The organism is Brevundimonas sp. KH_060 (assembly GCF_057838275.1).
Genome location: NZ_CM174463.1, coordinates 1,786,829 through 1,799,917, shown reverse-complemented (window position 1 = coordinate 1,799,917; position 13,089 = coordinate 1,786,829). Strand labels below are relative to the sequence as shown.

14 protein-coding genes are annotated in these 13,089 nt (G+C 64.6%); 6 read left to right on the top strand and 8 right to left on the bottom strand.

Features of this window, described 5'->3' with window-relative positions; genetic code table 11:
- Positions 1-19 precede the first annotated feature (19 nt).
- Positions 20-568 (top strand): hypothetical protein, encoded by a 549-nt coding sequence (locus AC3IPP_RS08910; RefSeq protein WP_087139441.1) that lies wholly within the window; start codon positions 20-22, stop codon positions 566-568.
- Here the strand turns inward: AC3IPP_RS08910 and tgt are convergent.
- Complete coding sequence (gene tgt / locus AC3IPP_RS08905; RefSeq protein WP_489148721.1) at positions 565-1,677, bottom strand: tRNA guanosine(34) transglycosylase Tgt; 1,113 nt, start codon at positions 1,675-1,677, stop codon at positions 565-567. The two genes, AC3IPP_RS08910 and tgt, sit on opposite strands and share 4 nt — an antisense overlap.
- Positions 1,678-1,872: 195 nt before the next feature.
- Between tgt and AC3IPP_RS08900 the strand changes: the two genes are divergently transcribed.
- The gene (locus AC3IPP_RS08900) at positions 1,873-4,479 is read left to right on the top strand and encodes a TonB-dependent receptor (protein ID WP_489177388.1); all 2,607 of its coding nucleotides are present in this window, start codon (positions 1,873-1,875) and stop codon (positions 4,477-4,479) included.
- A 7-nt stretch (positions 4,480-4,486) separates the two neighbouring features.
- Here the strand turns inward: AC3IPP_RS08900 and AC3IPP_RS08895 are convergent, their stop codons facing one another.
- On the bottom strand, positions 4,487-4,963 hold the full coding sequence (locus tag AC3IPP_RS08895; RefSeq protein ID WP_489148719.1) for a hypothetical protein: 477 nt from the start codon (positions 4,961-4,963) through the stop codon (positions 4,487-4,489).
- A complete protein-coding gene (gene queA / locus AC3IPP_RS08890) occupies positions 4,960-6,054 on the bottom strand; it encodes a tRNA preQ1(34) S-adenosylmethionine ribosyltransferase-isomerase QueA (RefSeq protein WP_489151051.1) in 1,095 nt (364 codons plus the stop codon). The genes AC3IPP_RS08895 and queA overlap by 4 nt, the downstream gene beginning before the upstream one ends.
- 114 nt (positions 6,055-6,168) lie before the next feature.
- On the opposite strand from queA, the gene AC3IPP_RS08885 reads away from it, so the two are divergent.
- The 3 genes from AC3IPP_RS08885 (at position 6,169) to AC3IPP_RS08875 (ending at position 9,357) form a co-directional block, all read left to right on the top strand.
- Entirely contained in the window at positions 6,169-6,627 is a 459-nt protein-coding gene (locus AC3IPP_RS08885) for a MaoC family dehydratase (protein WP_489148718.1), read from the top strand.
- A gap of 49 nt (positions 6,628-6,676) precedes the next feature.
- The gene (locus tag AC3IPP_RS08880; protein ID WP_489148717.1) at positions 6,677-8,350 is read left to right on the top strand and encodes a lysine--tRNA ligase; all 1,674 of its coding nucleotides are present in this window, start codon (positions 6,677-6,679) and stop codon (positions 8,348-8,350) included.
- Positions 8,351-8,877: 527 nt separating this feature from the next.
- Positions 8,878-9,357, top strand: coding sequence for an SH3 domain-containing protein (locus AC3IPP_RS08875; RefSeq protein WP_087139434.1), 480 nt, complete (start codon positions 8,878-8,880; stop codon positions 9,355-9,357).
- Positions 9,358-9,425: 68 nt separating this feature from the next.
- Here the strand turns inward: AC3IPP_RS08875 and AC3IPP_RS08870 are convergent, their stop codons facing one another.
- The 5 genes from AC3IPP_RS08870 to AC3IPP_RS08850 all read right to left on the bottom strand — a co-directional run bounded on the left by AC3IPP_RS08870 (position 9,426) and on the right by AC3IPP_RS08850 (position 11,982).
- Positions 9,426-9,884 (bottom strand): S24 family peptidase, encoded by a 459-nt coding sequence (locus AC3IPP_RS08870; protein WP_489148716.1) that lies wholly within the window; start codon positions 9,882-9,884, stop codon positions 9,426-9,428.
- 237 nt (positions 9,885-10,121) lie between these two features.
- A complete protein-coding gene (locus tag AC3IPP_RS08865; protein ID WP_489177387.1) occupies positions 10,122-10,454 on the bottom strand; it encodes a hypothetical protein in 333 nt (110 codons plus the stop codon).
- Positions 10,455-10,648: 194 nt separating this feature from the next.
- On the bottom strand, positions 10,649-10,996 hold the full coding sequence (locus AC3IPP_RS08860) for a hypothetical protein (protein WP_489148714.1): 348 nt from the start codon (positions 10,994-10,996) through the stop codon (positions 10,649-10,651).
- A 111-nt stretch (positions 10,997-11,107) separates the two neighbouring features.
- Positions 11,108-11,515 (bottom strand): PaaI family thioesterase, encoded by a 408-nt coding sequence (locus AC3IPP_RS08855; RefSeq protein WP_489148713.1) that lies wholly within the window; start codon positions 11,513-11,515, stop codon positions 11,108-11,110.
- Positions 11,512-11,982 (bottom strand): PaaI family thioesterase, encoded by a 471-nt coding sequence (locus AC3IPP_RS08850; RefSeq protein WP_489148712.1) that lies wholly within the window; start codon positions 11,980-11,982, stop codon positions 11,512-11,514. Before AC3IPP_RS08850 ends, AC3IPP_RS08855 begins: the two co-directional genes overlap by 4 nt.
- Positions 11,983-12,054: 72 nt before the next feature.
- Between AC3IPP_RS08850 and AC3IPP_RS08845 the strand changes: the two genes are divergently transcribed.
- On the top strand, positions 12,055-13,089 hold the full coding sequence (locus AC3IPP_RS08845) for a ligase-associated DNA damage response exonuclease (RefSeq protein WP_489148711.1): 1,035 nt from the start codon (positions 12,055-12,057) through the stop codon (positions 13,087-13,089).

Here is a 13,089-nt window from a genome sequence, read left to right as displayed (position 1 = left end):
GGCGTGATTAAACGCGGGCATGCGCCAGATTTCATTGACCGTCATCGCTGTGTCCCTGTTGCTTGCCGGCTGCAACGCCGGCGCCTCTGCGCGAGACGGGGTGGATCAGGTAGGCACGGGGCTAGGCGACGCCGTGGCTGCGCCGCTCGAGGATCTGAATCTCAAGCGCCAGGAAATCCCGACCATTCTGCTGCAGGCGGAATCCAATCCCTATGACGTGCGCAACATGAGCCGATGCTCGGTGATCGCGGCCGAGATCGCGCGCCTGGATGAGGCTTTGGGTCCGGATACGGACGCGGCGCCCACCGACGATGGAACCTTCATGAGCGAACGCGCCGCCGACGCCGCCGCCGGGGCGACGCTGGACGCCGTGCGCGGCACAGTGACGGACTTCATTCCGGCCCGCAGCTGGGTGCGCCGCCTGACCGGCGCCGACGCCCACAGCAAGCATGTCCAGTCGGCCATCCAGGCGGGACTGCGTCGCCGCTCCTTCCTGAAAGGCGTGGGGATGCAGCGGAACTGCGCGCCGCCGGCGGCTCCGGCCGGGTTCGTTCCGCGTCGCGGTTAGATCTTCAGGTGTCGCGCGCGGAAGTCGCGACGGAACTGCTCGAACCGGCCCTCGGCGATGGCTGCGCGCATCGCCGCCGTCAGCGCCTGGAAGAAGGCGATGTTGTGCCAGCTCAGCAGGATCTTGCCGAGAATCTCATCGGCGCGGATCAGGTGGTGCAGGTAAGCCTTTGAATAGTCTTGCGAGGTCGGGCAGGGGACTTCGATGTCCAGCGGATCCTGATCCTCGGCGAAGCGGGCGTTCTTGAGGTTCAGCGGGCCGTCCCAGGTCCAGGCCTGGCCGTGACGCCCGGCGCGTGTCGGCAGGACGCAGTCGAACATGTCGACGCCGCGATAGACCGCCTCGACCAGGTCGATCGGCTTGCCGACGCCCATCAGATAGCGAGGGCGGTCCTTGGGCAGGAACTCGGGCGCATAGTCCAACACCTCGCACATGGCTTCGTGGCCTTCGCCGACGGCCAGGCCGCCGATGGCGTAGCCGTCGAAACCGATCTCCTGCAGGCGTTCCGAGGATTCGCGGCGCAGGTTCTCATAGGTCGAGCCCTGCTGGATGCCGAACAGGGCCTGCGCATCGCGCGTGCCGAAGGCGTTCTTGGAGCGCTGGGCCCAGCGCGCCGACAATTCCATGCCCTCGCGCGCGCGCTTTTCCTCGGCGGGCCAGGCGACGCATTCGTCCAACTGCATGACGATGTCGGAGCCGAGACGATCCGCCTGAATCTGGATCGAGCGTTCCGGCGTCAGGACATGCTTGGAGCCGTCGATATGGCTGGAGAAGGTCACGGCCTCCTCGGTCAGCTTGGAGATGCCCGACAGGCTCATGACCTGGAAGCCGCCGGAGTCCGTCAGGATCGGCTTGTCCCAGCGCATGAAGTTGTGAAGCCCGCCGAGGCGTTCCATTCGCTCGGGACCTGGGCGCAGCATCAGGTGATAGGTGTTGCCCAGCAGGATATCCGCGCCGGTCTGCTTGACCTGATCCACCGTCATCGCCTTGACCGTGGCGGCGGTGCCGACGGGCATGAAGGCCGGGGTGCGGATGTCGCCGCGCGTGGTCTTCAGCAGGCCGGTGCGAGCGCGGCCTTCGACAGCGGAGATCTCAAACGGAAAAGGCATGGGCGTTCCTTGCAAGGAGCCGCGTCTTAGGCCGAACGGGGGAAGGCCGCCAGTCCTGGGGCGTCACGTCCTGAGGCGGTTCTGTGGCGGTAATCCGGCGTCCGCGCCTTTGTTTGAATAGCGACGGTTATTTGGCAACCGAACGATCACGCGGCTGTTAGGGCAGCGCACGAAACCGTGAAAGTCGCCTGATTAATGCTGCTCCGTTCGGGAACCCTGGGTTCCGTCTCCTTGCTCGCGCTCGCCGTCGCCCACCCTGCCTGGTCTCAGGATTCCATTGAAGTCATGCCGCCGCCGGTCGCCTCGGACAGCCCTGTTCAGGTTCAGGACGTCGTGGTGACGGGTCTACGCGGCAGCCTGCGCTCTGCCCAGGCGTTGAAACGCAACGCCGACGAGGTGATGGACGCCATCGTCGCCGAGGACATCGGCAAGCTGCCTGACGTGAACGCTTCGGAATCCCTGGCGCGGGTCACGGGCATCCAGGTGGAGCGCGGGGGCGGGGAAGCGTCGCGGGTGATCGTGCGCGGCCTGCCTGACGTGGCCACCACCTACAACGGCCGCGACATCTTCACGGACCAGGGTCGCGCAGTAGCCATGCAGGACTTTCCGGCGGCGGCTATCGCAGCGCTGGAAGTCTACAAGTCCAGTTCGGCCTGGCGGCTGGAATCGGGCATCGCCGGCCTGATCAATGTGCGGTCCCGGCGGCCGTTCGATTTCGACGGCTTCGAACTGTCGACGTCGGTGAAGGGCTCCTACGCCACCCAGTCGGAAAGCTATGACCCGAACGGCGACATCCTGATCAGCAATCGCTGGAACACAGGGGCGGGCGAGGTCGGGGCTTTGTTGAACCTGTCCTACACCAGTCTGCGCTATCTCGACTCCGTGCGCTGGGACAGCGGCGGCATCGTCCGAGTGGACGGGCAGTCGGCCGATCCGGCGGTTCAGGGTGCGCGCTATCCCGACGCTGTGGGCATCTTCTACGGGACTGGCGAGCGCTGGCGGCCGTCGGCCAATCTGGCGTTGCAGTGGCGGCCGAACGACCAGTGGGAGTTTTATGTCGACGCCCTTTATCAGGGCTATCGCAACAAGATCTCGGACCGTCAGTTCATCGTGCCGCTGAACCACGAGACCACCCGGTTCGAGGATGTGGCGTTGCGCGACGGTCGCAACGAGATCCAGAGCCTGACCCAGGTCGCGGGGCGTCGTCCGGAGCAGTGGCAGGGCGCTTCGACCGGCAAGACCAACACCTGGCAGGCGGCGATCGGCGGCAGCTACAACGCCGGACCGCTTCAGATCGCCTTCGATCTGGCGCGCACCGACAGCACCTATGAGTTCTCGAACTACAGCTTTGATACGGCCTTCACCCGTTCGCCCGTGACGCTGATCGACTTCGACACGCCGGACCAGGACGGCGGAGGGGCCTTCGAATTCCGTGACTTCGACGTCGCCGACCCGAACAACTACGTCTACCGCGGCCTGTTTGACCGCCACTTCATTGGCGCGGGCGACGACTGGCAGGCGAAAATCGACCTGACCTATGACACGGGAAACAGCCTGATCCCGCAGTTGAAGTTCGGGGTGCGTTACGTCGACCGCAACGGCTCCTATCAGAACGGCGAGCGGTATCAGAACCAGGAAGACCTCGGTCTGCCGCTGACCTCGCTTCCGGTCGAGTTGGCCCTGATTCCGGCCGGGTTTAACGGCAGCGACGTGCAGGCCATCCGCGCCTGGGTGTCGCCGACCTATGGCAGCCTGCGTGGAAACATGGACGCCCTGCGCGCCCTGGCCGGGTTCGAACCGGGCCGTCCGCCGATCAACCCGGTCCAGACCTATGAGGCGTCCGAGACGGCTTACACGGCCTATGGCCAGGCCGACTTCGCCTTCAATACCCGCATTCCGATCGAGGGCGAACTGGGTCTGCGCATCGTCGCCACCGACTTCACCGTGCGCGGGACCAGCCGCTCGACTGAAGGTGAAACTGAGGTCTTCACGCCGGTGGATCAGGGCGGACGCTACACCGATCTGTTGCCCAGCCTGGGCGTGCGCTTCATGCTGGACGACGGCCTCATCCTGCGCATGGCGGCGAACCAGACGCGGACGCGTCCGGCCTTTGGTCAGTTGAACCCCAGCCTGTTCGTCAGCCCGTCGGCCGATACCTCCGGACGGCGCACGGCCACGGGCGGCAACCCCGATCTGAAGCCGATCCAGTCGACCAATTACGACCTGACGCTGGAGCGCTATTTCGCTGATACCGGCGCTGCGACGCTGGCTGTATTCCGGCGCGAGATTTCAGGCTTCATCGCCGATCAGACCATGGACGTGGACGATCCAGTTTATGGCGTCCTGCGCGTCACGCGGCCGGTCAATCTGAACGACGCCGTGCTGCAGGGCGTCGAGGCGTCCTTCACGACCTTTTTCGATTACGACGTCGTGCCTGAATGGGCGCGGTCGTTCGGGGTGCAGGCCAACGCGACCTATATCGACGGAGCGCTGCCCTATGTGTCGAAGTATTCCTACAACCTGACCGGCATGTACGAAAACGGGCCGTGGACGGCGCGGCTGGCCTATAATCTGCGCACGAAGTTCGGCAACGGCGTCATTGGCGAGCACGTCGACGACGTGGCGCGGCTGGACTTCTCGGCGGGCTGGTCGCCGACTGAACAGATCACCGTCAGCTTCGATGCGACCAATATCCTGGGCCAGCCGTTCCGGTCGTTCTACGACGACGGCGAGGGCGTCTATCCGCGCGATGTGCGCTACGAAGAGAGCCTCTACACCGTGGGTCTGCGCTTCCGGTATTGAGCCAGTCTCAGCGCAGGAGCGTCTCGAGACGCTCCGCGCGCTGCAGGTCCTTGGGGCGGCCGAACAGTCGGCATTTCTCGATCTGTTCGGCGACGGTGGGGATGTAGAGCATCCCCCCGTCCAACTCGATCGCCTGGCGTGTGGTGAAGATGACCGGCGTCCAATCTGCGCCTGCGCGAACGTCCATCATCGCCATGACCTCGACCGGCACCGGCGTGGTCAGGATCTGGCCGAAGACCTGCGATCGGAACAGGCCTTCGCCGGGGTCCTCCACGGTTTCGCCGTGCAGAGCCTCGATCAGACGCCGCGCGTCGCGCGGGCTGGTCATCACATCGACGTCCGGCACATGCCATTCCGACAGGCCCGACAGCGCCATGCCGGCGCCGCCGAACACCCACCAGGGGTCTTGAAGCTCACTGGCCGCCGAAGCCAGGATGTCGAAGGTCGCGGCCAGATTTTCGGGCAGGTCGTCGATGTGGCTCATTGGGCGTCTTCCCGAAACAGCAGGCTTCCGTCGCCATAAGAATAGAAGCGGTAGCCGCTGTCGATGGCGTGGGCGTAGGCGGCGCGCATCGTTTCCAGTCCGGCGAAGGCGCTGACCAGCATGAACAGCGTCGACTTCGGCAGGTGGAAGTTGGTCATCAGCACGTCGCAGGCGCGGAAGCGATAGCCCGGCGTGATGAAGATGGCCGTGTCGCCGTGGAATGGCTGGACCACGCCGTCCTTGGTCGTGGCGCTCTCCAGCAGGCGAAGCGAGGTGGTGCCGACGCAGACGATGCGTCCGCCCGACGTGTGCACGGCGTTCAGGGCGGCGGCGGTCTCGGCCGAGACCTCGCCCCACTCGGAGTGCATCTTGTGATCGGCGGTGTCGTCCGCCTTGACCGGCAGGAAGGTGCCCGCCCCGACGTGCAGGGTCACGGCATGGGTCGTCACGCCGCGCGCGCGGATGGCGTCCAAAAGGGCGGGGGTGAAGTGCAGGCCCGCCGTCGGCGCCGCGACCGAGCCGTCATGCTCGGCGAAGACGGTCTGATAATCCTTCAGGTCCTGATCGTCTTCTGCCCGCTTGGCCGCGATATAGGGGGGCAGGGGCATGACTCCGACCTCGCGGATGGCGTCGTCCAGCGCCGGGCCCGCCAGATCGAAGCGCAGGGTGACGAGGCCGTCCTCGCCCTTGGCGATGATCTCGGCGTCGACCTGGCCCAGAAGGCAGGCGTTGTCTTCCTCGCGTCCGAACCGAACGCGGTCGCCTACCTTCAGCCGCTTGCCGGGCTTCATGAAGGCGCTCCAGACATCGGGGGCGTCGCGGTGGTGCAGGGTCGCCTCGACCGGCACCGACAGGAGCTCGCCTTCCGGTCCGGTGCGATGGCGTACGCCCGACAGGCGCGCGGGGATCACGCGGGTGTCGTTGAAGACCAGGGCGTCGCCCGGTTGCAGGAAATCCGGCAACTCGCGGATGATCCGGTCCTGAAGATCGCCGCCCTTCACGATCAGAAACCGTGCGGAATCGCGCGGGTCGGCGGGGCGCAGGGCGATGCACGCCTCTGGCAGGTCGAAGTCGAAATCGGATGTCCGCATGAGGCGGGCAATGCTCACGCCCCGCCTTTCCGGTCAAGCGAAGCCCCGCGGAAAGTCGACTGGCGAAAACCGTCTCAGCCGCTATGTCAGACTGAGCAATGGGAGTTTGAGTGTATGACCGATCGCTATCTGGACGACCTGACCGTCGGTGAAAGCTGGGACAGCGAGCCCTTCACCATGACCGAAGCCGAGATCATCGCCTTCGCGACCGAGTTCGACCCCCAGCCCATGCATATCGACAAGGCGGCGGCCGAGGCGGGGCGTTTCGGCGGCCTGATCGCCAGCGGCTGGCACGTCTGTTCGCGCGTCATGCGTCAGTTCGTGGACGAGGCTTATTTTGGCCAGACGCCGCTGTTGGGCATGAACGTCGACGCCCTGTGGTGGGTGCGGCCCGTGCGGCCCGGCGACACCCTGACGGTGCGTCGCGAAATCATCGAGATCCGCGCGTCCAAGAGCCAGCCCGACCGCGGCGTCGTCCGTACAAAGACGACGGTGACCAATCAGGACGGCGATCTGGCCATGAGTTTCGAGAACCAGATGCAACTGCCGAGGAACGCCGAAGCGCGGCTGTAAAACGCCGCCGCTGTTGACCCCGGGCCTCCAAGGCGTCAAAGCCCGGTACATGCTACAGAACCTCGAAACCCTGTCCCGTGAGGCCCGTTCGTGGCCGTTTGAGCAAGCGCGCAACCTGCTGGCCCACGTGCTCAAAAAACGGCTGTCTGACGCAGAGCGCGACGCCGCGAAACTGCTGATCGACGCGGGCAAGACGGACGAGGCTCTGGCGACCTTCGAGGCGCTGATCAAGCCGGTGATCCTTGAGACGGGTTACGGGCCGTCGGGCCTGCCGCACATGGGCACCTTCGGCGAGGTGGCGCGCACGACCATGGTGCGCAATGCCTTCCGCGCCCTGACCGGCGATCACTGGGCCACCCGCCTGATCGCCTTCAGCGACGACATGGACGGCCTGCGCAAGGTGCCAGAGGGCATCCCCAATCCGGAGATGCTGCGCGAAGACCTGCATCTGCCGCTGACCAAGGTGCGCGATCCGTTCGGCACGCACAACAGCTTCGGCGCGCACAACAACGCCCGCCTGCGCGCCTTCCTCGACAGCTTCGGCTTCGACTATGAGTTCATGTCCTCGACCGAGACTTATCGGTCGGGCCGGTTCGACGCGACCCTGCTGACCCTGCTGGAGCGCTTCGACAAGGTCATGGGCATCATGCTGCCGACTTTGGGCGAAGAGCGCCGGGCGACCTATTCGCCCTTCCTGCCGATCAGCCCGATCACCGGCCATGTGCTGCAGGTGCCGACGCTGGAGCGCAACATCGAACGCGGGACCATCGTCTTTGACGACCCCGCTGGCGGCCGCACCGAGGTTCCCGTTACCGGCGGCCATGTGAAGCTGCAGTGGAAGCCGGACTGGGCCATGCGCTGGACGGCGCTGGACGTCGACTATGAGATGTCGGGCAAGGACCTGATCGAGAGCGTGCGCGAGTCGTCCAAGCTGTGCCGCGCCATCGGCGGCGTCCCGCCTGAAGGCTTCAATTATGAGCTCTTCCTCGACATCGAGGGCAAGAAGATCTCCAAGTCCAAGGGCAATGGCCTGACGATGGAGGACTGGCTGCGCTACGGCACGCCCGAGAGCTTGTCCTGGTACATGTTCCAGTCGCCGAAGTCGGCCAAGAGCCTGCACTTCAACGTCATCCCGCGCGCGACAGACGACTATCTGTCCTTCATCGAGCAGTACAAGGCGCAGGAACCGGCCAAGCGGATGGACAACGCCGTCTGGCACATCCACTCGGGAAATCCGCCCGAGAGCGCCTCACCGGTGTCCTTCGCCCTGTTGCTGAACCTGGTCGGCGTGGCCAACGCCTCGACCAAGGACCAGCTATGGGCCTATTTCGCCAAATACCTGCCGGACGCCACGCCCGATAACGAGCCGGTGCTGGATCGGCTGATGGGCTATGCGCTGAACTACTACGAGGACTTCGTGAAGCCCTCGAAGACCTATCGTCTGCCTGACGACAAGGAGAAGGCGGCGCTGCTGGATCTGGCGGAACGCCTGAAGGCTCTGCCCGCTGACACGACCGATGGCGAGATCATCCAGGGCGAGGTTTACGCCGTGGGCAAGGCGCATGAATTCGAGCCGCTGCGGGCCTGGTTCCAGGCGCTGTATGAGGTGCTGCTGGGCGCATCTCAGGGGCCGCGGTTCGGATCGTTCGCCGCTATCTATGGCCTGTCCCAGACGATCGACCTGATCGAGAAGGGCGCCTCAGGCAGCCTAGCCGAGGGCTAAGGATTAAGAGGTTTCGGGCCGCTGATGTCATCAGCGGCCCGTCTTCGTTATGGGCTGATCAGGCGACGAAGACGGCCCCGACTAAGGACGCTACAGCCAGCATCAAGAGCAAACTCTCAAACGGGGACGGCAACCAGATTGATCGGCGATGGCGTCGGGTACGGGTGCTGGGGACCATGATTTTCGCTCGCATTCCATAATGACCTGCAGGGCGAGCTCGGCAGAGCCGGAGATCGGCAGCGGCTGGCCGTAAAGGCTGCGCCACAGCACATCCAGAGCCACGTCTGCTTTTCCAAGTGCGCCCATGGACGCCATAGCGCACGACAATGCGGCCTCTGCCCATCCCCCGAATGGGGGAGGAAATGAACAATATCTGTTTTTCTCATACGGACTTGGATGCGCCGGAGCGTCAGGCGCTTCTGCGCCCAGCAAGAAAGATGAACGGCATATAACGACGAGGCTGGGGGAGCCTTCAGCTTGGGCGAGGCATTGTTCCTTCATCGACAACTCGATGACAGGAGAGCCTCATGTCGAAGACCTTCAAGGCGGGTTTGGCCGCCACCGCAATGTTCGCCGCTCTGGCCGCCGCCGCTGTGCCTATGACAGCCAGCGCCATGCCTCAGGCTAACGGAATCACCAACTGCGACGCGCCGGGCGGCCGTCAGCAGGCTGGCGCCGCCATCGGCGCTGTGCTGGGCGGCCTGGCGGGCAGCCAGGTGTCGAAGAATGAGCGCGCCTTGGGCGCCGTCGTCGGCGCCGGCGCGGGCGCAGCGGCCGGTTCCTATATCGGGTGCAACCAGCAGCGCACGCGCGCCGCGAGCCAAAGCAACGCCAATATGTACCGCGCAACCTCCAACCTGCGGATCCGCACCGGACCGGGCGCCCAATATCGCCAGACCGGCAGCCTGTCGGCTGGCCAACCCTTCACGGCCGTGGGTTCTGAAGGCGAGTGGGTGCAGATCGCTGGCGGCGGCTGGGTCAACGCTCGTTACGTAGCGCCGAACTAATCGGCGGATTCTTCCCCGCGTCGATCAAAATGCGAAGGCCGTCTCGCAAGGGGCGGCCTTTTGCTGTTCTACTGGCTGACCCAAAGGATGCGGGCCATCCACAGGACTTGGTCGCGTGGCAGGATACGCGGCTCATAGTGCGGATTGAGTGATGCCAGAACGACTTCGCGGCCATTCAGGGCTGCGATCTCCTTGGCCAGGGTCTCGCCCTCCGCGGTGCGAACCACCACCCGGTCGCCGCGCCGGACCTCTGTAGCGTCCAGGTCGACGATGACCCTGTCGCCTGGTCGGTAAACCGGCTCCATGGAATCTCCGTCGATGGTTAGGCTGAACAGACTGTCCTTGTGAGTCGGAAGATCGGTTTGATCCCAGCCTTCCGCCATGGGCAGGCCGGCGTCGTCGAAGAAGCCTTCGTCGCCTGCGCGGGCGAGGCCCAGCAACGGAATGGCGCGAGGTTGCGATGCTACGTCGTCGGCGAGTGCGGCGAACTCACCCAGGCTCAGGCCGCTCGCCTCTAGCACCCGCATTAGACTTTCGGTTGAGGGCCAGCGAGGGCGGGGCGGCTGGCCTGGCCCCAGTCGTTTGGAGGGGTTGAAGCTGGTGGCGTCCAGCCCCGAGCGTCGCGCCAGCCCCGAAGCCGAAACGCCTTCACGTCGCGCAAGAGCGTCAATAGCTTTCCAGATCTGGGCGTGGGACAGGGGCAATGGTGCGGATACCGAGTGAGGCGTCACGCTAGCTTATCTGAATTCAATAGGAATATCTACCTATTGCTCGTCCATGCCTATTGCGCGGCGTTCCTGCCAAGCGAAGAAGGTTCCGATACCCAAGGCTATGACGATGCCGTAACCCGCCATGTTGATGACGGTGTAGAAGGCGGAAATTTCTGGTCGGAGCTTCATCAACACCATGGCGTGACTGGCGACGGACAGAAGTTGGAAAGCGCTGGCCCACACAGGCCAAGTGCGCGGTGATTTCCAGACCAGAGCGACGAAGATGCTTAGTGCGATTACGTCAATCAGCAGGACGGGCCATTGGGCTGAGGCGTAACCAATATACTGTTGGGCGAGAATGGACAGGAACCAGCCGCTTAGCACCACGGTGGCGCCGATTCTCTCCGGCGCCCCCCCCCTTGGTCAGAGCAAAAAGGCAGACCAGGAACACGGTTCCTGCGCCAATGTATTCAGAGATGAATCCAAACAACGAAAGCCCCCATCGTCGTCAAGACAATGGGGGCAATCATATATCAATTGCTCATGAAATCGGAGCGTAGTTCCCGAAGGTTACGTCGAATTCATGCAACGCGCAGGTGGCGCTCCTGGCTGCCCATCGGGCGGCTATCCCATTCGTCCGGTTTGGCGAGCGGGCCAAGCGCATAGGTGCCGTAGCCTAGGCGGCGGTGATCTTTCTGAAGTTCGGCGTGGCAAGCGATCACGGCTTCACGAGCGGTGCTGAGAGCGGAGATGGCTTCCATCGCCTTGGTCTGGGAGCCTGCGGCGGCGACGGCCGAGAGCGACAGAGCCGAGCGCGCGCCGATCATGGCCTGAACCAGGGTGGCGGCGTGGGCGATGGCGTCATCCAGCGCCTTTTCGGTGGCGTGCAGTTCGCCAGCGACACCGGCGATGACTTCGTTGCGATCCATGACTTACCCCTCGTTGAAAAAGAACAACGAGAAAGTGTTAACGTGCATTAACTAATTTGGGTAGAGCTTTCTTTACAAATTTTACAATTGACGTTGTCGCACCGTCGCGTGTCACGATCCTGCGTTTTCGGGGTCCAGCAGGAAGTGAGCGGTGAGAGAGGCGATCGGTTCCTGCCGGGTGTCCTGCCACGCTTCGGCGACGACATGGGCGACACGGCGTCCCGCCTTGTTGATCCTGGCGCGCGCATAGACGTCGATGGGGCGGCCAGAGCGAAGATAAGCCACGGTGACGTTGATCGGGCGCGGCAGCCGCAGTCGTGGATAGGTCAGCGAGACCTGGGCCATGGCCGTCATCTCCAGCAGGGCTGCGGTCGAGCCGCCGTGCAGAGCCGGCAGCATCGGGTTGCCGATCAATTTGTCGGCGAATGGCATGACGACAGTGATCTCGTCGCCGTTCATCTGGGTCTGGAGGCCCAGGAAACGGGCGTAGGGCAGGCTGTCGAGCAGGGAGGCGGTCATGCGACGGTCCTGGATTTCAGGTTCGCGCCGGCGCGGTGATCGCCTTCGGCGCTGACCATATAGGCGGATTGGGCGGCGGCGACGGGATCGGCCGGATCATCCTCGAAGGCCCAGGCGCGCACAAAGGCGAGATTGCGCGTCAGGCGATAGCATCGCGCCTCGGCCAGCAGGTCGCGCCCTGGCGCTGCGGCGCGCATATAGTCGACGCGAAGATCGAGCGTCGCCACAGGTCGAAACGTTCCCAGCCCCACCCAGACGGCCAGACCGCCGACGTGGTCCAGCAGAGTGGTGACGAGACCCCCGGCCAGGACGCCTGTCTCGGGATCGCCGACCAGATCATCACGATAGGGAACGCGGATGCGGACGCGGTCTCTGTCCAGGCCCTCGAACGCGAAGCCCAGGGCGTGGGTGTGGGCCGCGCCGGATGCGAGTTGCGGCAATAAGGTGTCTAGGAACGAATCCGTCATCGAGGCGTCCTGTGTTGAGTCTCGCCTTGGTCGCCCGTCGGGGGCCTCCTTGTCCAGCGAGCGGATAGGTTGATGATCCGACCTCAAGATCTTCTGCGGCCGGCGCCGGCGGGGCTCTATTGTCCTGTCGGCGACTTCTATGTGGATCCCGTGCGACCGGTGGACCGGGCGGTGGTCACGCACGGCCATTCTGATCATGCGCGGCCGGGGCATGGCGCCGTGTTGGCGACGCCCGAGACCCTGGCCATCATGGCCGAACGATACGGACCCGACTTCGCCGGGCGGACGCAGCCCGCCGCTTATGGAGAGACGACGCAGATCAACGGCGTGGCGGTGCGCTTTGCACCCGCCGGGCATGTGCTGGGCTCGGCCCAGGCAGTCATCGAGCGAGACGGCCTGACCATGGTGGTGTCCGGCGACTACAAGCGACGACGCGATCCGACCTGCCTGCCGTTCGAGCCGGTTCCCTGCCATGTCTTCATTTCGGAGGCGACATTTGGGCTGCCCGTCTTTGTTCATCCGCCGGATGGAGAGGAGATTGCGCGCCTGGTTCATTCTCTGGCGCAGTTTCCTGAGCGCGCCCACCTGGTCGGCGCCTACGCCTTGGGCAAGGCGCAGCGGGTTATTCGCCTGCTACGCGAGGCGGGCTGGGATCGGACCATTCATGTGCATGGCGCGCTTGAGCGTCTGAACCGTCTCTATCAGAACGAAGGAATCGACCTGGGGCCGCTGGCGCCCGCCACGGGGCTGAAGGCGGGGGCCTTGGGCGGCGAGGTGGTGATCGCGCCGCCTTCGGCCATTCAGGACCGCTGGGCGCGCCGGTTCGCCGATCCCGTGACCGCCTTCGCCTCTGGCTGGATGGGCGTGAGGGCACGGGCGCGCCAAAGAGGCGTGGAGCTGCCTCTGGTCATTTCGGATCATGCGGACTGGCCCGAACTGATCCAGACCTTCGAGGAACTGACGCCGGAAGAAATCTGGATCACGCACGGGCGCGAGGAAGGCCTGCTGCGCTGGGCGGAGTTGAAGGGGGTGAAGGCGCGCGCCTTGCGTCTCGTCGGCTATGACGAGGACGACGAAGAAGCACTGGGCGATCTGGCGACGGTTTGA

Bases quoted from the DNA above. Each gene is read 5' to 3' on its own strand.
- AC3IPP_RS08910 (WP_087139441.1), top strand. From the start codon at position 20: ATGCGCCAGATTTCATTGACCGTCATCGCTGTGTCCCTGTTGCTTGCC.
- AC3IPP_RS08875 (WP_087139434.1), top strand. From the start codon at position 8,878: ATGTCGAAGACCTTCAAGGCGGGTTTGGCCGCCACCGCAATGTTCGCC.
- AC3IPP_RS08855 (WP_489148713.1), bottom strand. From the start codon at position 11,515: ATGACCGCCTCCCTGCTCGACAGCCTGCCCTACGCCCGTTTCCTGGGC.
- AC3IPP_RS08870 (WP_489148716.1), bottom strand. From the start codon at position 9,884: ATGCGGGTGCTAGAGGCGAGCGGCCTGAGCCTGGGTGAGTTCGCCGCA.
- AC3IPP_RS08860 (WP_489148714.1), bottom strand. From the start codon at position 10,996: ATGGATCGCAACGAAGTCATCGCCGGTGTCGCTGGCGAACTGCACGCC.
- queA (WP_489151051.1), bottom strand. From the start codon at position 6,054: ATGCGGACATCCGATTTCGACTTCGACCTGCCAGAGGCGTGCATCGCC.
- AC3IPP_RS08885 (WP_489148718.1), top strand. From the start codon at position 6,169: ATGACCGATCGCTATCTGGACGACCTGACCGTCGGTGAAAGCTGGGAC.
- AC3IPP_RS08895 (WP_489148719.1), bottom strand. From the start codon at position 4,963: ATGAGCCACATCGACGACCTGCCCGAAAATCTGGCCGCGACCTTCGAC.
- tgt (WP_489148721.1), bottom strand. From the start codon at position 1,677: ATGCCTTTTCCGTTTGAGATCTCCGCTGTCGAAGGCCGCGCTCGCACC.
- AC3IPP_RS08900 (WP_489177388.1), top strand. From the start codon at position 1,873: ATGCTGCTCCGTTCGGGAACCCTGGGTTCCGTCTCCTTGCTCGCGCTC.
- AC3IPP_RS08880 (WP_489148717.1), top strand. From the start codon at position 6,677: ATGCTACAGAACCTCGAAACCCTGTCCCGTGAGGCCCGTTCGTGGCCG.
- AC3IPP_RS08850 (WP_489148712.1), bottom strand. From the start codon at position 11,982: ATGACGGATTCGTTCCTAGACACCTTATTGCCGCAACTCGCATCCGGC.
- AC3IPP_RS08845 (WP_489148711.1), top strand. From the start codon at position 12,055: ATGATCCGACCTCAAGATCTTCTGCGGCCGGCGCCGGCGGGGCTCTAT.